This is a genomic window from Actinophytocola sp. (assembly GCF_009379765.1).
Classification (GTDB): Bacteria; Actinomycetota; Actinomycetes; order Mycobacteriales; family Pseudonocardiaceae; genus Actinophytocola.
The window spans coordinates 68,481-85,907 of record NZ_WHTD01000006.1; the positions used below are offsets into that span (position 1 = coordinate 68,481).

At 71.3% G+C, this 17,427-nt stretch carries 20 protein-coding genes; 12 read left to right on the forward strand and 8 right to left on the reverse strand.

All coding sequences use genetic code 11. The features are described 5' to 3' along the window. Window positions 1-255: 255 nt before the first annotated feature. On the reverse strand, window positions 256-585 hold the full coding sequence (locus GEV28_RS03080) for a helix-turn-helix transcriptional regulator (protein ID WP_291408341.1): 330 nt from the start codon (window positions 583-585) through the stop codon (window positions 256-258). Next, on the reverse strand, window positions 582-1,031 hold the full coding sequence (locus GEV28_RS03085) for an SRPBCC domain-containing protein (protein WP_291408343.1): 450 nt from the start codon (window positions 1,029-1,031) through the stop codon (window positions 582-584). Before GEV28_RS03085 ends, GEV28_RS03080 begins: the two co-directional genes overlap by 4 nt. A gap of 128 nt (window positions 1,032-1,159) precedes the next feature. On the opposite strand from GEV28_RS03085, the gene lnt reads away from it, so the two are divergent. Genes lnt through GEV28_RS03100 form a run of 3 tightly spaced genes read left to right on the forward strand, consistent with a single transcriptional unit; the run spans window position 1,160 to window position 3,895 of the window. Further along, window positions 1,160-2,740, forward strand: coding sequence for an apolipoprotein N-acyltransferase (gene lnt, locus GEV28_RS03090; RefSeq protein WP_291408345.1), 1,581 nt, complete (start codon window positions 1,160-1,162; stop codon window positions 2,738-2,740). A 43-nt stretch (window positions 2,741-2,783) separates the two neighbouring features. After that, window positions 2,784-3,539 (forward strand): polyprenol monophosphomannose synthase, encoded by a 756-nt coding sequence (locus tag GEV28_RS03095; protein ID WP_291408347.1) that lies wholly within the window; start codon window positions 2,784-2,786, stop codon window positions 3,537-3,539. After that, window positions 3,536-3,895 (forward strand): hypothetical protein, encoded by a 360-nt coding sequence (locus tag GEV28_RS03100; RefSeq protein WP_291408349.1) that lies wholly within the window; start codon window positions 3,536-3,538, stop codon window positions 3,893-3,895. Before GEV28_RS03095 ends, GEV28_RS03100 begins: the two co-directional genes overlap by 4 nt. Window positions 3,896-3,964: 69 nt before the next feature. Here GEV28_RS03100 and GEV28_RS03105 read toward each other — a convergent pair whose 3' ends face one another. The 3 genes from GEV28_RS03105 to GEV28_RS03115 form a co-directional block, all read right to left on the reverse strand. Then, window positions 3,965-4,309: an RNA polymerase-binding protein RbpA gene (locus GEV28_RS03105; protein ID WP_291408351.1), complete on the reverse strand. Its 345-nt coding sequence runs from the start codon at window positions 4,307-4,309 to the stop codon at window positions 3,965-3,967. 237 nt (window positions 4,310-4,546) lie between these two features. After that, window positions 4,547-5,308: a thymidine kinase gene (locus tag GEV28_RS03110; protein ID WP_291408353.1), complete on the reverse strand. Its 762-nt coding sequence runs from the start codon at window positions 5,306-5,308 to the stop codon at window positions 4,547-4,549. Window positions 5,309-5,335: 27 nt separating this feature from the next. Further along, window positions 5,336-6,763: an MFS transporter gene (locus GEV28_RS03115; RefSeq protein ID WP_291408356.1), complete on the reverse strand. Its 1,428-nt coding sequence runs from the start codon at window positions 6,761-6,763 to the stop codon at window positions 5,336-5,338. Between the two features lie 249 nt (window positions 6,764-7,012). Here GEV28_RS03115 and GEV28_RS03120 point away from each other — a divergent pair, with 249 nt between their 5' ends. Next, window positions 7,013-7,642 (forward strand): transglycosylase family protein, encoded by a 630-nt coding sequence (locus GEV28_RS03120; protein WP_291408358.1) that lies wholly within the window; start codon window positions 7,013-7,015, stop codon window positions 7,640-7,642. 586 nt (window positions 7,643-8,228) lie between these two features. Here the strand turns inward: GEV28_RS03120 and GEV28_RS03125 are convergent. Further along, window positions 8,229-8,894 (reverse strand): hypothetical protein, encoded by a 666-nt coding sequence (locus GEV28_RS03125; protein WP_291408359.1) that lies wholly within the window; start codon window positions 8,892-8,894, stop codon window positions 8,229-8,231. Between the two features lie 139 nt (window positions 8,895-9,033). On the opposite strand from GEV28_RS03125, the gene GEV28_RS03130 reads away from it, so the two are divergent. Together GEV28_RS03130 and GEV28_RS03135 are read left to right on the forward strand one after the other, a co-directional pair. Continuing rightward, window positions 9,034-9,567: an RNA polymerase sigma factor gene (locus GEV28_RS03130; protein WP_291408361.1), complete on the forward strand. Its 534-nt coding sequence runs from the start codon at window positions 9,034-9,036 to the stop codon at window positions 9,565-9,567. Next, window positions 9,560-10,303, forward strand: coding sequence for a hypothetical protein (locus GEV28_RS03135; RefSeq protein ID WP_291408363.1), 744 nt, complete (start codon window positions 9,560-9,562; stop codon window positions 10,301-10,303). Before GEV28_RS03130 ends, GEV28_RS03135 begins: the two co-directional genes overlap by 8 nt. Window positions 10,304-10,378: 75 nt before the next feature. Here the strand turns inward: GEV28_RS03135 and GEV28_RS03140 are convergent, their stop codons facing one another. After that, complete coding sequence (locus GEV28_RS03140) at window positions 10,379-10,855, reverse strand: DinB family protein (protein WP_291408365.1); 477 nt, start codon at window positions 10,853-10,855, stop codon at window positions 10,379-10,381. Between the two features lie 42 nt (window positions 10,856-10,897). Next, window positions 10,898-11,677 (reverse strand): glycerophosphodiester phosphodiesterase family protein, encoded by a 780-nt coding sequence (locus GEV28_RS03145; protein WP_291408367.1) that lies wholly within the window; start codon window positions 11,675-11,677, stop codon window positions 10,898-10,900. Between the two features lie 102 nt (window positions 11,678-11,779). Between GEV28_RS03145 and GEV28_RS03150 the strand changes: the two genes are divergently transcribed. The 6 genes from GEV28_RS03150 (at window position 11,780) to GEV28_RS03175 (ending at window position 17,412) form a co-directional block, all read left to right on the forward strand. Beyond that, a complete protein-coding gene (locus GEV28_RS03150; protein WP_291408369.1) occupies window positions 11,780-12,142 on the forward strand; it encodes a hypothetical protein in 363 nt (120 codons plus the stop codon). A gap of 59 nt (window positions 12,143-12,201) precedes the next feature. Continuing rightward, window positions 12,202-13,923: a bifunctional diguanylate cyclase/phosphodiesterase gene (locus GEV28_RS03155; protein ID WP_291408371.1), complete on the forward strand. Its 1,722-nt coding sequence runs from the start codon at window positions 12,202-12,204 to the stop codon at window positions 13,921-13,923. Window positions 13,924-14,053: 130 nt separating this feature from the next. Next, the gene (locus GEV28_RS03160) at window positions 14,054-14,251 is read left to right on the forward strand and encodes a hypothetical protein (protein WP_291408373.1); all 198 of its coding nucleotides are present in this window, start codon (window positions 14,054-14,056) and stop codon (window positions 14,249-14,251) included. A gap of 251 nt (window positions 14,252-14,502) precedes the next feature. Beyond that, a complete protein-coding gene (locus tag GEV28_RS03165) occupies window positions 14,503-14,751 on the forward strand; it encodes an acyl carrier protein (protein WP_291408375.1) in 249 nt (82 codons plus the stop codon). Window positions 14,752-14,792: 41 nt separating this feature from the next. Further along, window positions 14,793-15,779 carry an acyl-CoA desaturase gene (locus GEV28_RS03170; RefSeq protein WP_291408377.1) on the forward strand — a complete coding sequence of 329 codons (987 nt, stop codon included), beginning with the start codon at window positions 14,793-14,795 and terminating at the stop codon, window positions 15,777-15,779. Further along, window positions 15,769-17,412, forward strand: a complete 1,644-nt coding sequence (locus tag GEV28_RS03175) for an AMP-binding protein (RefSeq protein ID WP_291408379.1) — start codon at window positions 15,769-15,771, stop codon at window positions 17,410-17,412. The genes GEV28_RS03170 and GEV28_RS03175 overlap by 11 nt, the downstream gene beginning before the upstream one ends. Window positions 17,413-17,427 lie beyond the last annotated feature (15 nt).

Here is a 17,427-nt window from a genome sequence, read left to right on the forward strand (position 1 = left end):
CGCGGGGGCCCCCCGCTTTCCACGCTACCGGCGGGAACCGACGGTTTCGGCCTGTCCACAGGACGTTGTCCACTGGCGCCTGTTTCGTCGGTGCCCGCCAGTACGCTGGATTCCGGGGGCCGGAGGTCAACCGCCGCGGGCCGGGAGGCCTCGCGGCGGCGGTCATCGCTCGGCTACGCGGGCCCGGAGGTCGGACGGCCGCCGGTTTACCGCTCGGCTGTACGCGGCCGCGGACCGGCCGCCGCCGGCCGAGGGTCATCGCTCGGCTATGCGCTTGATCGCGGCCAGGCGGGCGTCCCACCGCACCGCCACCGCGGACATCCAGCGGGCCGCCGCGCCCAGCGGCTCCGGGCGGACCGTGTAGCGCATCTCCCGGCCCTGCTTGTGGCCCTCCACCAGGCCCGCCCGGTCCAGCACCGCCAGGTGCTTCACGATCGCCTGCCGCGACACCGGCAGGCGCGCGGCCAGCACGGTCGCGGTCGCCTCGCCGCGGGCGGCCAGCTCGTCCAGCAGCAGGCGGCGGGTCGGGTCGGCGAGGGCCACCAGCACCACGGTGACCGCGTCGTCGCCGGCCAGTGCGGTCATCGCGACGTCAGGTACGCGCGCAGCTCGTCCAGCTCCATGCGCCAGCCGTCGGTGTTCTCGGCGATGTGGTCGGCGCGCTCGGACTCCGTGCGGTCCAGCTCGGCGAAGCCGCTCTCCACGACCCGCAACCGGGTCCCGGCACCGTCCGGGTGCAGGGTGAACTCCACCAGGGTCGTGTTGCCGGGCGTGGGCTCGACACCCGGGCGCGCCCAGCGGTAGGAGAACAGGTGCGGCTCGTCGACCTTCTCCACCACCCCGTGGACCGTGTCGACGGCCTCACCGTTGCGCCAGGTGCAGGTCATCGCGCCGCCCGGGCGCAGGTCGATGGTCGCGCCGGCGTTGCCGAACCACGTGCCGATGTGCGACGCCTCGGTCACCGCGGCCCACACCTCGGTCACCGGCGCGTCGATGAGAATCTCCCGCTCGATCTGCGAAGGAATGGTCATGTCGGATCTCCTCCTCAACTCAACGTGCTACCGAAGGGTTGCACATCGAGCTACAAAAGCGCAACCCGTGGGTTGCGAATGACGGACGCCCACGGGGAGTGAACACGGCCACGCCGTACGCTGGCCGGGTGGTCGCACCCGCTGTGTCGCAGGAGTCGCCGGCAGCGTCCGACAAACCGGACGAACACCCGCCGCGCTGGCATGTCCTGGTCAGGGTGCTCATCGCCGCCGCCGCGGGGGTGCTGCTCTATCTCAGTGGGCCGCCGCGCACGCTCTGGTGGTTCGCGCCGATCGCGTTCGCCGTCCTCGCCTGGCTGATCCACGGGCGCCGCGCCCGCGCGGGCTTCGGTTACGCACTGTGCTTCGGCCTCGGGTACCTGGTCCCGCTGCTCGCGTGGACGGGCGAGTACGTCGGCGTCGTCGCGTGGCTGCCGCTGGCCCTCGCCGAGGCGCTGCTGGTCGGCCTGGTCGGCGCCGCGATCGCGGTGGTCGGCGTGCTGCCGGTGTGGCCGCTGTGGGCCGCCCTCCTGTGGGTGGCCGGCGAGGCGCTGCGCGCGATCTTCCCGTTCGGCGGCTTCCCGTGGGGCAACGTCGCGTTCACCCAGCCCGAGGGCGTCTACCTGCCGCTCGCCACGGTCGCCGGCGTCCCGCTCATCGGGTTCGCCGTCACGCTGACCGGGTTCGGCCTCGCCGCGCTGGCCCAGCGGCTCGTCAGTCGCGAGCTCGGGGTGCGTCAACTGCTCGCGCCCGTGCTCGCGACGCTGCTGCCGATCGCCGCCGCGTTCGGCTCGCTGCCGCTGGTCGGCACGGACGCCAACGACGGCGAGGCGACGGTCGCGGTCGTGCAGGGCAACGTGCCGCGTGCGGGCCTCGACTTCAACGCCCAGCGCCGGGCCGTGCTCGACAACCACGTCGCGCGCACCGAGAAGCTCGCCGACGACGTCGCGGCCGGCCGGCTCGACCAGCCCGACCTCGTGATCTGGCCGGAGAACTCCTCGGACATCGACCCGTACCGCAACCCCGACGCGTGGGCCGGCATCGTCCGCGCTGCCCAGGCCGTCAAGGCACCGATCGCCGTCGGCTCCGTGCTGGTGGGCGACGACGGCCTGCCGCGCAACACGATGCTGCTGTGGAACCCGGCGAAGGGGCCGGTCAACCAGTACACGAAACGCCAGCTGCAGCCGTTCGGCGAGACGATGCCGTGGCGGCCGTTCTTCCGGCTGTTCACCTCCACGGTGGACCGGGCCGGCCAGTTCGTGCCGGGCACCGAGGCGACCCTCTTCGACATGGCGAACGCCCGGGTGGGCCTCGCGACGTGCTACGAGGTGGCCTTCGACGGCGTCGTGCGGGAGTCGGTGAAGGGGTCGAACCTCCTCGCGGTGCCGACGAACAACGCCACGTTCGGCTACACCGAGATGACCTACCAGCAGCTCGCGATGGACCGGGTGCGGGCCGTCGAGCACGGCCGGACCGTGGCCGTCGCGGCCACGAGCGGGGTCAGCGCGTTCGTCATGCCGGACGGCTCGGTCACCCAGCAGACCGGGCTCTTCGTCGACGCGGCCCTGGTCCAACGGGTCCCGCTGCGGTCTACGACTACGCTGTCAGATCGACTCGGTCCGAGCCCGGAGTGGGTCATGACGATCGCCGGGCTGGGTGCGTTCGCCTTCGCGATCACCGTGCGGCGGCGCAGGCGGTCGAGCAAAGCCTGACAAAGTTGCGGCGCGCCCGCGCCGGCGAGGAGGAGAACGACGTATGGCAGACCAGCTCGAGCCGGTGCTGGTGGTTGTCCCGACCTACAACGAGCGGGACAACCTCGAGCCGATCGTGACCCGGCTGCATGCGACGCTGCCGAAGGCGCACGTCCTCGTCGTCGACGACGGCAGCCCGGACGGCACCGGCGAGATAGCCGATGAGCTGGCCAAGGACGACGAGCGGGTGCACGTCATGCACCGCACGGAGAAGAACGGCCTCGGGGCCGCCTACGTCGCCGGGTTCCGGTGGGGGCTGGACCGGGACTACGCCGTGCTGGTCGAGATGGACGCCGACGGCTCGCACGCGCCGGAGGACCTGCCCCGGATCCTGGACGCGCTGACCGACGCCGACCTCGCGATCGGCTCGCGGTACGTGCCGGGCGGCAAGGTGGTCAACTGGCCGGCACGGCGGGAGTTCTTCTCCCGGGGCGCCAACCTGTACTCGCGGCTGGCGCTCGGCGCGAAGATCAAGGACATCACGGCGGGCTACCGCGCGTACCGGCGGGCGGCGCTGGAGAAGATCCGGATCGACAACGTGGCCTCGCAGGGCTACTGCTTCCAGATCGACCTCGGCTGGCGCACGATCGAGGCAGGGTTCACGGTCGTCGAGGTGCCGATCACGTTCACCGAGCGGGAGCACGGCGTGTCGAAGATGACCGGCGACGTCATCCGCGAGGCGCTGATCCGGGTGACGAAGTGGGGCCTGCGCCGCCGGGGCAACCAGCTGAGGTCGCTGTTCACCCGGCGATCCGCGTGACGCACGACGTCATCGGGGAATGGCGTTGGGGTGCGGAGCTCGACTCGGTGGTGGTCGCACCGAAGTCGCACCGGGTGGTGTTCGAGAACGAGCATGTGCGGGTGCTGGAGATCGAGGTCCAGCCCGGCTCGCGCGAGCCGGAGCACACGCACCGCCTGCCGAGCGTGATGATGACCGACCGGCCGGCCAGGATCCGTTACCGCATCGGCGACGAGGTGATCTTCGAGTCGCCGGACCCGCTACCGCCGCCCGTGGAGCTGACCGCCACCTGGTACGGCCCCCAGGGCCCGCACTCGGTGGAGAACATCGACACGGTCCCGATGCGCGCGATCCGGGTGGAGCTCAAGGACGCCTGACGCCGAATGCCACACCGGGACGGGCTGGTCCCTGGTGTGGCATTCGGCGTGGGTAAGCCGCGGGAGGGCTTACGCGGATCGGCTGCGACGGACCTTCAGCTCCTGCAGGCGCTCGGCCAGCAGGTCCTCCAGCTCGGGGATGGAACGGCGCTCCAGCAGCATGTCCCAGTGGGTGCGCGGGGGCTTGACCTTCTTGGCCTCCGGCTCGGTGCCGTCGATCAGCTTCGAGGCGGTGCCATGGAGGCGGCACTCCCACATCGCCGGGACGTCGGCGTCGTCCGAGAAGGGGACCTCGAACTCGTGGTCCTTGGGACACGCGTAGCGGATGGTGCGGCGTGGTGCGAGATCGTGGTTACGATCTGTCTCGTAGCTGACCGCGCCAAGTCGGCTTCCACGGAGTACACGGTCGGCCATCGTGACATCCTTTCGTTCGGCTCCCGCTGGAGCCAGGGTCGTGCTCACCAAGAGCAACGCTGGTGTGGGTCGATTCGTTCCCACCTGCCACACGTGGTTGCTCTGGGTGACCTGCGTCAGCCCCACAACTTAAGCTTCCACCGTTGAGAGGGCGCTTAAACGTGTTCGTGACGCAGCTGTCTCAGGTTTGGTCGCAATCATCGCCCATGTGGGGGATGAGGCTGCGCCTGATGGCCGTCAGGCCAGACTGAGTTGTCCCTTCGCGGCCACATTGGGGCCGAGATCGCCCAACCGGAAGTGTCGGCGGCATAAAACCTGGTAACGGACCGTAGTCGCCCTCGCGGATTCGGACAACGCACGTTCCGTGTCTGTCGTATCCGCTACGAGTACGGTGTCGCCGGCCCGCATCACCGCGCCGTCCACGACCCGCGCGTTGAACCGCGCCGGCAGCCCGCACCAGCACAGCACGTCGACCTGCACCGGCTCCAGCTCGTCGGCCAGCTCGAACAGCCGGCGCGACCCCGGGAACAGCTCGCTGCGGAAGTCCGTCGCGATGCCGAAGCAGTACACGTCGACCTGCACGTCGTCGGCGAGCTCGGCCAGCTGGTCGACCTGCTGGGGGGTGAGGAACTGGGCCTCGTCGACGATCAGGTAGTCGACCCGGCTGCCGGCGGCCCACCGCTCCCGCACGAGGTCGCGCAGGTCGATCCCGGCGTGCACCTCGATCGCGGTGCGCGTGATGCCGATCCGGCTCGAGATCTGCGGCTTGCCGGACCGGTCCAGGTGCACCAGCAGCAGCCCCTTGCGACCCTGTCGTGCGTGGTTGTGGTCGACCTGCAGCGCCAGCGTCGACTTCCCGCAGTCCATCGGCCCGTAGTAGAACCGCAGGTGCCCGATCACCGGCACGGCTCGGCGCGACCCCGCGGCGGGCACCGCGGACAGCGCGTCGGTCGGGTCGGTGACGGTCGGGTAGTCGAGGTTCGGCGGGATCGGCTCCACGGACCGGCAGCCTATCGACAGGACCGGCTACAGGACGGCGGGCTCCGGGTTGCCGACCGCGCGGATGGCCCTGCGGACCGGCACGAAGAACATCAGCACCAGGCCGACCGCGAAGAACACCACCAGCGAGATGATCGCCGGCCGGTACGAGCCGGTCGCGCCCGCGACCGCGGCGAACAGCAGCGGACCCATCCACGACGTCGCCCGCTCGCCGATCTCGTAGATCGAGAAGTACTGCGCCTCCTTGCCCGGCGGCACCATCTGGCTGAACAGCGACCGGGACAGCGCGTTGGTCCCACCCAGCACCAGGCCGATGCCGGCCGCGAGGAGGTAGAACTGCAGCGCCTGGCCGGCCTGCACGAAATATGCGGCGCCGATCACGACCAGCCACACGGACAGGCTGATCATGATCGTCCTCTTGGCGCCGAGCCTGCGGGCGACGAGGCCGTGCAGCACGCCGCCGAAGAACGCCACGAACTGCACGATGAGGATCGTCGAGATCAGCACCGTGTCCTCGAAGTTCAGCTCCTCGCTGCCGTACTGCGCGGACACGTTGGCGACCGTCGCGATGCCGTCGGTGTAGATCAGGTAGGTGCCGAGGAACGCGAGCGTCAGTGGGTAGGCGCGGGCGAGCTTGATCGTGTTGCCGAGCTCGCGGAAGCCACCCCTCAGCACCCCGGCGCCGTGCTCGCCGCCATGCGGGCGCTGGTGGTTCTTCAGGCGCCGCAACGGGATCAGCGTGAACGCCGCCCACCAGATGCCCGACATGAGGAACGCGATCTGCGCGGCGTTGCCCTCGGAGAGCCCGAGCGAGTCGTGTGCGAGGTAGATGGCGAGCTGCAGCAGGAGCGCGGTCCCGCTGCCGAGGTAGCCGAACGCCCAGCCCTTGGTCGAGAGGCCGTCGCGCTCGTCGGCGGTCGCGATCTCCGGGATGAACGAGTAGTAGATCACCACCGACGTGCCGTAGCCGATGTTGCCGAGGATGAACAGGATCACGCCGAGCTGCCAGTTCGTCCCGGCCACCAGCGACATCAGCGCGGTCGCCGCCGCGCCGCCGAACGCGGACACGGCGAGCATCCGCTTCTTGTTCTGCGTCCGGTCGGCGATCGCGCCCATCAGCGGCACGATCAGCACCTGGACGACCGTGGCGACGGCCAGCAGGTAGCCCCACAGCGTGCCGGCCTGGAAGTGCAGGCCGAACACGTCGATCTGGCAGTCGAGGAGCTTGTTCGTGCCGCCGTCGCCGTCCGAGGGGCACGGGTTGGGCCCGTTGGTCGCCTTGTCCGCGAGGGCGGCGTCGCCGGCCACCGACGTGAGGTAGAGAGCGCCGAACACGGTGATGACCGAGGTCGGGAACACCGAGTTGGCCCAGTCGTACCAGACCCATCCGCGCTGCTCACGGCGCCGGTCGGGCGCGCTGCCCACCGTCTCGGGGCTGTCGTCCACGACACTCATCGATCCTCCATCTGCGGGCTGGCACGCGGGACCTTATCTGTCGGCCGGCCGAGGATGATCGACTCCCGTGACCTGATGCCAAACGGTGCTCTACCAGCCGGGAAATGTTCAGCGTGTCGCTACCGGGCCGCGTATGAGTGACGTGTGATGCTTGTGTGTTGAAAGTTGCGGTTGTGACTTCTGTGACTGTCGCTTACCGTCCGATGCATGAGCGGTAGGCGTGTCTTCGTCGGATTTGTCCTAACTCTCATGGCCACTGTGCTGGTCTCCGCCGGTGTTCAGCTCGCCATGGCCGGGACGGCCGCCGCCGACCCGCCGTCGAGCGCGTGGGCGAAGCTGCGGATGTGCGAGGCCAGCGGCCGCTACGACATCGTCGCGTCGCACGGCGGCTACTACGGCGCTTACCAGTTCGACCTGCCGACGTGGCGCAGCGTCGGCGGCAGCGGCTACCCGCACCGGGCGAGCCCCGCCGAGCAGGACTTCCGGGCGCTCTACCTCTACCGGATGCGCGGTTGGCAGCCGTGGGTCTGCGCCCGCAAGCTCGGCCTGCGGGCGGACGGCGACGCGCGGAGCAAGCGGGTGCCGACCCGGGCCGAGGCCGCCTACATCGGCGGCGGCGGCGCGCCCGCCCCGGTGCCGCCGTCCGGGATGCCGGCATGGCCGGGCCGGGTGTACGCCTACGGCGACTGCGCCCCGGCACTGCGGACCTGGCAGCTGCGGATGAACAAGTACGGCTACGACTTCGAGGGCACCGGCTGCTACTACGCCGAGACCCGCGCGGCGGTCCTGGCGCTGCAACGGGCCAACGGCATCAAGGACTCCGGGCTGCTCGGCCCGAAGACCTGGGAGGCGGCGTGGAAGGGGAAGCCGCCGCGCTGAGCGGCCGGGTCAGCGGTTGGCTCGGGCGTACCGACGCCCGAGCCACACCGCGAAGCCGATCGTCGCCGCGCCGCCCAGCACGACCAGGCCAACGGGCAGGTTGGCGGCCGGCCCGTCCGCGGCGTCGACTCGACCGGGACCGCGAGGCCCGTCGGCTCGGTCATTCTCTCGTGGTGCCCGACCGGCGGCACGCGTGTCGCATCCGGTGCGCTTGGCGGGAACGACGGCGCGTGCTCGCCCCACTCCCACGGGGTCCGATACGCCAGCTCGCTCGGTGTGATCACCACGCCCCCGGGCACGGTGATCGTCGCGACCGACATGTCCGCCCCGAGGACACCCTGGGTGGCCGACACCGTCCAGGTGTCCTCGAACGGGAGCGTGACCTCGGCCGCGTAGTGGCCCTCCGACGACATCGGCCGGCCGGGGAACGCGATGGAGAGGCCCTCGCCACTGGTCAGCTGCGGGGCGGTCGAGCCGGGGTCGGCGGGCTGGTAGGGGTACGAGCCGTGCTGGAGGACCCACTAGCCGAACGTGTAGGTCACGCCGGGCTCGATCATCGCCGGCAGCGGTACGAGGACGCGCCGCGTCACGTCGCCTTGTTCGAGCGGACGTACCGGCGGCCCAGCCAGACGGCGAAGCCCACCGTCGCGACGCCGCCCAGGATCACGAGGCCGACCGGCAGCGACGAGCCGGGCTCGTCGATCGCGGCGTCGTTGCTGCGGGGCGCCACCTGTGGCGCCACGCTCTCCGAGGTGGGTGCCGCCCCCGGGCCGGCCATGCTCGCGTCCGGTGCGGTGGGCGGGAACGACGGCTGGATCACGCCCCAGTCGTAGGGCGCGCGCTTCTGCATGTCGCTCGGCGCGATCTCCACGCCGCCCGGCACGGTGACCGTCGCGACGAGGGCGTCGGGCATGAGGATGTCGTGCTTCGAGCTGATCGTCCACGTGCCGTCGTGCGGGAACAGGACCTCCGTCGAGTAGTGGCCCTTCGTCATGCTCGGCGTCCCGGTGAACTCGACCTCCTCGCCCTTCTCGTCGGTCGCGAGTAGCGCGGTCGGCCCGAGGTCGCCGCCCATGTACGGGTACGAGCCGTGCTGGAGGATCCAGTAGCCGAACGTGTAGGTCACGCCCTGCTCGATCATCGCCGGCGGCGGGTCCAGCAACGTCTCCTCCCAGTTGCCGGCCTGCGCGGTCGACGTGGCCAGCAGCCCGCTGGCCAGTACGGTGCCCAGCACCACCAGGATTCTCTTCATGCCATGACTACACCGCCGCGCCCGCGCCGGTTCCGCGCCGATCTCGCGTGTACTGGGCGGAACCCCGGCGGGCCGGCCGGTGTATCAGGGTTGGTCGAGGAGGACGCCCACGGACGACCAGACAGCCGACGACGACGCGGTGGCACGGGCCCGCGCGGGTGACCGGGACGCCTACGCGCTCCTGGTCGCGCGCTACGCCGCGCTCGCACACCGGACCGCCTACCTGCTCGGCGCCGGGGACGACGCCGAGGACGTCGTGCAGGAGGCGTTCGTGAAGGCATACCGCGGGCTCGGGTCCTTCCGGGCCGGGGCGCCCTTCCGGCCGTGGCTGCTGCGGATCGTCGCCAACGAGACCAACAACCTGCACCGCGGCGTGCGCCGGCGCCGGACGCTCGAGCTGCGGCTGGCCGAGCCGGACGTCGAGCCGGTCGAGCCGGAGCGGGAGGCCGTCGCCGCGGACGCGCGGGCTCGGGTGCTGGCCGCGGTCGACGCGATGTCCTATCGCGACCGCCAGGTGCTGACCTGCCGGTACTTCCTCGACCTTTCCGAGGCCGAGACCGCGGAGGTGCTCGCCTGGCCGCGCGGCTCGGTCAAGTCCCGGCTGTCCCGGGCGATCGTGAAGCTGCGCCGGACGCTGCCGGCCAAGCTCGTGGAGGAGGTGGCCCGTGACTGACGACGACATCGCTCGTGACATCGAGGCCGCCCTGCGCGAGCTCGGCACCAGACTCGACGTCCCGTCGCCGCCGTCCGGCCTGGCCGCGGCGGTGCTGGACCGGCTCGACGAGCCCGCCTCCGCGCCGCGCCTGCTGCCCAAGCTGGTCGCCGCCGCGGTCGCGCTGCTGGTCGCGCTCGCGGTCGCCATGACCGTATCGCCGACCGTGCGCGCCGCGGTGCTCGACTTCTTCCGCATCGGCGGGGTGGAGGTGCACTACGAGCCGCCGCCGGTACGCCCGTCGACGTCGGACGCGACGCAGCCGGGGGAGCACGCGGTGACCCTCGAGGAGGCGCGGGCCGCCGTCCGGTTCGACATCAAGGTGCCCGCGCGGCTCGGCGAGCCCGAGGCCGTGCGGGTGATCGACAACTACCCGCTCGACGGCACCCCGCCGCGGGTGGTGTCGCTGCACTGGCAAGGCGCCCGGGTCGACGAGCTCGACGGGCGGATCTCCCCGGTCTTCGAGAAGTTCCTCGGCGCGGAGGACGTGGTCCGCACGACAGTCGACGGCAACGCCGGGGTGTGGATCCCGCGGCCGCACCCGGTGCTGTACGTCGACCGGTCCGGCACGGTCCACGAGGAGTCCGCCCGCCTGTCGGCGAAGACCCTGATCTGGGAGGCGGACGGCGTCACCTACCGCGTGGAGGGCGACTTCACCCGCGAGGAGGCCGTGGCGATCGCGGAGTCGATGCGCTAGACGCCCTGAACGACGCGTTCGGGGCGTCGAGCGTCTCGAGCGCGTCGTTCAGGGCGTGAAGGCCGCGGGACCGTGTCAGAGGCCGGTGGCGCCGTCGGTCAGCTCGCGGAGGATGTCGGCGTGGCCGGCGTGCCGGGCGGTCTCCTCGACCATGTGGGCCACGATCACACGCAGTGAGTCCAGGCCGTCCTCACCCGGGTTGGGGGTCGCGGACATCGTGGACAGGTCGTGGGCGCGGACGATCTCGTCGTGCCGGGCGCACGCCGCCCGGTAGGCCGCGACGACCTCGGCGCGGGTGGTCGGGTCAGGCACCGTCCACGCATTCCGCAGGCCGGTGTCCGACCCGAGGAAGACGCGCTGGAACCAATGCTCCTCGACATAGGTGAGATGCCGCACCAGCCCGAGCAGGCTCGTCCCCGACGGGACCCCCGGTGCGCGCTGCTCGGCGTCGGTCAGCCCCTCCGACACCCGCACGACCGCGGCCCGCATCTTGTTGAGGTAGTGCAGGAGCACCTCGCGCTCGTCGCCGACCTTCTCGTAGATCGTCGTCATGGCGCGGGACACTAGTGTCCCCCGGTGGCCGCGGCTACCCGATCAGGCGACCGCCCAGAGCCCCCGCTCGCGCAGGACGTCGCGCAGCACGGCCGGCCGGTCGGTCATCAGGCCGTCCACGCCGAGGTCGATCAGCTCGTTCATCTGGGTCGGCTCGTCGATGGTCCACACGTGCACCTCGATGCAACGCCGGCGCGCGGCCGCGACCAGCCGCCTGTCGACCACCGTGAGCCGGCCGTGCCGCACCGGGACCTGCGCGATCCGCTGGTGGCCGCGCCTGCGCTGCACCCACTGCGGGAGGCGGCCCGACGCCCACAGCCTCGCGATCGCCCGGGTGCCCATCGCGGTCAGCAGCTTCTCGCCGCCGAACCGGCGGACCTTCTCCAACCGCGCCTCGGAGAACGACGCCACGCACACCCGGTGCAGCGCGTTCGTCCGGCGCAGCGTGTCGACCAGCGGCTGGATCGCCGACTCGGCCTTCACGTCGATGTTCAGCAGCGCGTCCGGCAGCTCCTCGAGCACCTCCTCCAGCCGGCTCACCGGCTCCCGGCCGCCGATCCTGGCGCCCCGCACGACCGACCACGGCAGCCGCGCGACCACGCCGCTGGCGTCTGTGGTGCGGTCCAGGACGGGGTCGTGCTGCACCACGACCACACCGTCGCTCGTGGCGCGGACGTCGGTCTCCAGGTAGTGGTAGCCCTCGTCGACGGCCCGGCGGAACGCGGACAGCGAGTTCTCCATCCCCGCGAGGTCGTCGTAGTGCCAGCCACGGTGGACGAACGCGCGCGGGTACGGTCCGGTGAGAAAGGCGTGGTCCTGCACGCTGCCGAGTCTGCCAAAGCGGCGTGGCGGGTGGGTGCACGAACCGTGGCGAGATAGCGTCGAGCACATGGCGCCCCGATCGACTACTCCGTTCGGCCGACGATGACCGCACCGGAACGGCTCAAATCCCGCGCCGAGCCTCGACACTGCGGATGGTGCGGTCTGCGGCTCCCGGACGAGCGGGACGGGCGTGGCCGGGTGGGCCGGCCACGCCGGTACTGCTCGCAATCCTGCAGGCAGCGGGCCTACGAGCGGCGCTCCGCCGTGCAGCGCGGTGGCCTGCCGGAGGACGCCGTCGTGCTGTCGGCCGCCGAACTGGCCGACTTGCAGGACCGCCTGTTCCAGCTACGCTGCGCCGCTGAGGACGTGGTGACCGCCGCTGACGACGGCGCCGCGCCCGGGGAGTTGAAGGACCTCGCGGCTCAGGTCGTTCGAAGTGCCCACGGGCTTGAGCGGCTGCGCTGAGGCGGGTCCGTCGGCTACCCTTCGTGGCCAGTTGTCAAATCAACCAATCGAGGCGTTCCATGAGCACCGACAGCACCTCGCGTGCGGAGGTGCTGACGGCCGCGCTGGAGGCGGTGCTGACCGCGACGGACACCGCGTTCGCGGTCACCGATCCGCGCGGCCGGGTGCGCTGGGCGAACCGCGCGATGGTCGAGCTCCTCGACCTCACCCCCGAGCAGGCCGCCGGCCGATCCTTACCCGCGCTGCTCGCCGGCGCCCCCGACGAGCCCCATGACGGGGTGGTGATCCCACTCGCCGGCACCGGCGGCGGGCAGCGGTGGCTCGAGGTGCGCTGCAGCGCACTGGCCGACGAGCGGCTGCTGTACCAGGCATCCGACGTGAGCAGGTGGCAGGAGCGCACGCTCGACCCGGAGCGGCGTGGCGAGTGGCAGGCCGAGCTCGGCCGCCTCGCCGACGAGGACCCGCTCACCGGCCTGCTCAACCGTCGCGCGCTGACCAGGGAGCTGGAGCGCAGGCTCGCCCTCGGCGGCGCCGGCGCGCTCCTGCTGATCGACCTCGACAACTTCAAGGACATCAACGACCTGCGCGGCCACCCGGCCGGCGACCGGGTGATGTGCACGCTGGCCAACGCGCTGCGCGAGCGGCTCGGCAACGCCGACCGGAACGGGCACGCGCTGGGCAGGCTCGGCGGCGACGAGTTCGCCGTGGTGCTCGCCGACACCGACGAACGGGCCGCCGCCGACGTGGCCGACGAGCTGCGCAACGCGGTGGCCACGATCCCGCTGATCGGCGCGGGCGGCACCACCCGGGTCACCGCCAGCGCGGGCGTCGCCGAGTTCACCTCCGGGGACACCTGGCAGGCCGTGCTCGCCAACGCCGACCTCGCGCTGCACGCGTCCAAGACCGCCGGCCGCAACCGGGTCACCGTCTACGAACAGGGCCACTACACCGACACGGCCATGCGGGTCACCGTGCTCGACCGGGTGCGGGACGCGCTCGCCGGCGGCGGCTTCGCGTTGCACGCCATGCCGATGGTGAAGCTCGGCAGCAACCGGATCGTCGGCCATGAGTTGCTCCTGCGCCTGGAGGACGGCCGCGAGCCCTACCTCGGCCCGGGGGACTTCCTGCCCGCCGCCGAACGCAGCGACCTCGTGTTCGACATCGACCGCTGGGTCATCGGGACCGCCATCGACACGCTCGTCGCGCATCCGTACCCGGGGCTGCGGTTCAACGTCAACGTGTCCGGGCGGACGTTGGAGGACGAGGAGTTCGGCGACTTCGTGCTCGACCGGCTCGCCGCCGCGGGGGTTGCGCCCGGCCGGCTCGGGTTCGAGATCACCGAGACCGCCGCGGTCACCAACCTGAGCGCCGCGCGCACCCTGGCCCAGCGGCTGCGCGCCACCGGCTGCCGGATCTCCCTGGACGACTTCGGTGCGGGCTTCGGCTCGTTCGTCCACTTGAAACAGTTGCCGATCACCGGGGTGAAGATCGACGGCGAGTTCGTCCGCGGCATCGACTACGGCAGCCGGGACACCGTGCTGGTGCAGGGAATCGTGGACATCGCGCGCGGGCTCGGCATCTCCGTGGTGGCCGAGTGGGTCGAGCGGTCCACCCAGGTCGACGCGCTCGCCCGGCTCGGGGTGCGGGTCGCGCAGGGCTTCCACCTCGGCAAGCCCGCGCCGCTCTCGGAGCTCCTGGCCCGCCCGCACGCGGCGTGGGTACGCCGGCCGCAGCTGATGTCGCGGGCCATCGAGACGCCGGTCACCGAGAACACTCCCTGATACCGCGCCGACCGGGCCACAGCCATAATCAAGCGGCACTCGACCGGGCAGGACGACCATGGGTGGAGATCCCGCGAACGGGCCCGGGGTCCCCACGATGCTCCCCACATGCCTGCGGCGGTGATATCCGATGTCCCAGTCGACTGCGAAGACCGACAGCAGCGCGGAGATCAGCGGGTTGACGATCTGTATCCAGAACACCGACGCGCAGATCGACGCCGCCCTGGACTCGGGTGACCAGCGCGCGTTCCGGGTGTGGTGCCTGCGCCGCGCCTCGCTGCTCGCGCGGGTCGAGCGGGTTCTCGTCGAGGCCGCGACAGCCGCCTGAGGCGATATCGGGAAAACCGCCCAACAGAATAGAACTCCGGTTCGCCGGCAGCCTGTGCATGGCTGCCGGCATTTCTTTTTGGATGGTTCCCGTGGTTGGTCGAGTGGTTCTCGACCAGTTCAACGGTGTCACCTCGGGCCAATCGTCAGTGGGTTGAATGTGGTTCGAGAACTGCGTCGTCCGGCAATTTCCGGCGGTATGTTCGCTGCTGTTCCGCCCGATATTCCGCCGAATTCATGAGGTGCAGACGAATGATCACCATTGACGAGATGGCCGGCCTGATCCGCCAGGAGATGCGCGGCAAGCTGCCCAAGGACGTGCGGATCGACGAGTCGACCCGGCTGGACGAGCTGGGTCTGTCCAGCCTCCAGGTGTCGGAGATCGTGTTCACCCTCGAGGACGAGCACGGCGTCGAGTTCGACCCGGCCAAGGCCGCCGACGCGCAGACCTTGGGCGAGCTGCTGGCCCTGGGCAACGAAGCGGTGCTGGAAGTCAGCTGACCGGCCGGTGAAGAACGTCTAGGAGAGCAAGGAGTCAGCCCATGGACGGGCGCGAGCACTATACCTTCATTCTGATCTCGGCGCTGCTGCCGCTGTTCGGCGTCGCGGCCGCGGTCGTGCTGCTGTGGAACCGGCTGGTCGGCCCCGCCGACCTGATCGTGTTCGGGATCATGTACGTCATCGCCGGGCTCGGTGTGTCCACCGGCTACCACCGGCTGCTGGCACACCGGGCGTTCAAGACCACCCGCCCGCTGCGGATCTTCTTCGCCTCGGCCGGCGCGGTCGCCGGTCAGGGCCCGCCGGTCATCTGGGTGGCCCACCACCGCCGCCACCACCGGGTGGCCGACAAGCCGGGCGACCCGCACAGCCCCTACTCCGACGAGGAGCCGGGCATCAAGGGCGCCCTGAAGGGCCTGTGGCACGCGCACATGGGCTGGCTCTTCGACCGGGGTCTGTCCTCGGACCCGATGCGCTACTGCCCGGACATCCTGCGGGACAAGGACATGCGCTTCATCTCGAAGTACTTCGTCTGGTTCGTCGCGGGCGGCGTGGTGCTGCCGGGCCTGCTCGGCCTCGCGCTGACCGGGACGCTCTTCGGCGCCATGACCGGCGCGCTCTGGGGCGGGTTCGTGCGGTTCTTCGTCGCGAACCACATCACCTACGCGGTGAACTCGATCGGCCACTACTTCGGCCGGCGCCGGTTCGCCACGCCGGACGAGTCGCGCAACGTCGGCTGGCTCGCGCTGTTCTCGTTCGGCGAGGCCTGGCACAACAACCACCACGCGTTCCCGCGCTCGGCGAGCCACGGCATGCGCTGGTACGAGCTCGACATCAGCGCGCTGGTCATCCGCTCGCTCGAGAAGCTGGGGCTGGCGACCAACGTCATCCGCATCGACCGGGAGCGCCAGGACCAGAAGGCGATCGCGTGGGAGAAGCTCGGCGGTGGCCGGCACGCCCGGTCCAACCCGGACAAGCCGCTGGCCCTGCGGTCCCGCACGTCCGCGGTCGGGATCGTCGATGTCGAGTGACGCCCTGTGGAACGCGCTGACCGGCGCGGACCGCTCCGGATCGTTCCGCACGTCGCTGCGCTGCTGGGTCGAGGACCGGTGGGAGGCGGCGACGTGGAGCGAGGTGGTCGCCGACGCCGAGAACATGACCGCGGGGCTGCGGCGGTGCGGGGTGCGGCCGGGGACCCGGGTCGCGACCGTGCTCACCAACGGTCCACACGCCGTGCGCGGTCTGCTCGGCGTGTGGCTCGCGGGTGGGGCGGTCGCGTCCCTGCCGGTGCCGGCGCGCGGCATGGACGGCGCGGAGTACGCCAAGCAGCTGCGCACGATCTGCGAGCGGCTGCGGCCGGAGGTGTTCCTGCTCGAGGAGCGCATGTTCGGGCTCCTCGACGAGGACCTGCGGACGAAGCTCCGCGCCCGGACCTGGGAGTCGTTGCACGGCACCGGAAGGGTCGACGCCTCCCCGCCGGGGGACGACGACCTGGCGTTCGTGCAGTACTCCTCGGGGAGCACCAGCGCGCCCAAGGGCTGCATGCTCACCCCGCGGGCGATCGGGCACCAGCTCGAGCTGATCACCACGATGCTCGACGGGCGGCCGGAGGGCGAGACGACGGTGTCGTGGCTTCCCCTGTCGCACGACATGGGCATCTTCGGCACGCTGCTCACGCCGTGGATCAACGACTGGACGCTCTATCTGTCCACTCCGGAACGGTTCACCTTCGCGCCGCGGACGTGGTTCGGCGACATGGCCGAGTTCGGCGGCACGATGACCGCGGGCACGAACACCGCGCTGCACCTGGGTTCCCGGATCGGCCGGTCCACCCGGCTGGCCAGCGGGCTGGACGTGCGGGCCTGCATCATCGGCGCCGAGCGGGTCGAGGCGGACACGTTGCGGCGGGTCGTCGACTCGCTGGGACCGTTCGGGTTCCGGCCCGAGTCGCTGATGCCGGCCTACGGGCTGGCCGAGGCGACGCTCGCGGTCACCGCCACGCCGGTGCACGAGGCGCCCCGGCACCTCGTGGTGGACTCGATCGCGCTCGCGGACGGTGAGCTGCACGAGGTCGACCCGGACGCGGAGTCAGCCACGGCGGTGGTCAGCGCCGGCACGCCGTGCCTGGGCGTCGAGGTGCTCGGCGCGCCGACCGACCGGCTCGGCGAGATCGGCGTGCGGTCCCCGGCGCTGGCCGCCGGCTACTACGCGGACCCGGCGCGCACGGCGGAGCGGTTCACCGGCGACACCGTGCGCACGGCCGACCTCGGGTTCGTCCGGGACGGTCACCTCTACCCGGTCGGCCGGATCGACGACGTGATCTCGGTGTCCGGGCGCAAGGTCTACGCCCGGGAGATCGAGAACGCGGTCGACGGGCTGGCCGGGGTGCGGCGCGGCTGCACCACGCTGATATCCGCGGATGGCAGTGGGCGCGAGCTGACCCTCTTCGTCGAGGTGAAGCGGCGGCTGGCGGACTACCGCCCGCTCGCCGAGGCGGTCGCGTCGCTCGCGATGGCCAAGGCGGCGGTCGCGCTCGACGAGTGCGTGTTCCTGTCGCGCAACAGCCTGCCCAAGACCCCCAGCGGCAAGATCCAGCGGCACCGCTGCCGGCAGATGCTCGACGCCGGCCGCTTCGAGCCGCTGGCCACGGTTCGGCTCGGATAGCCCGGAAGGTTCGTC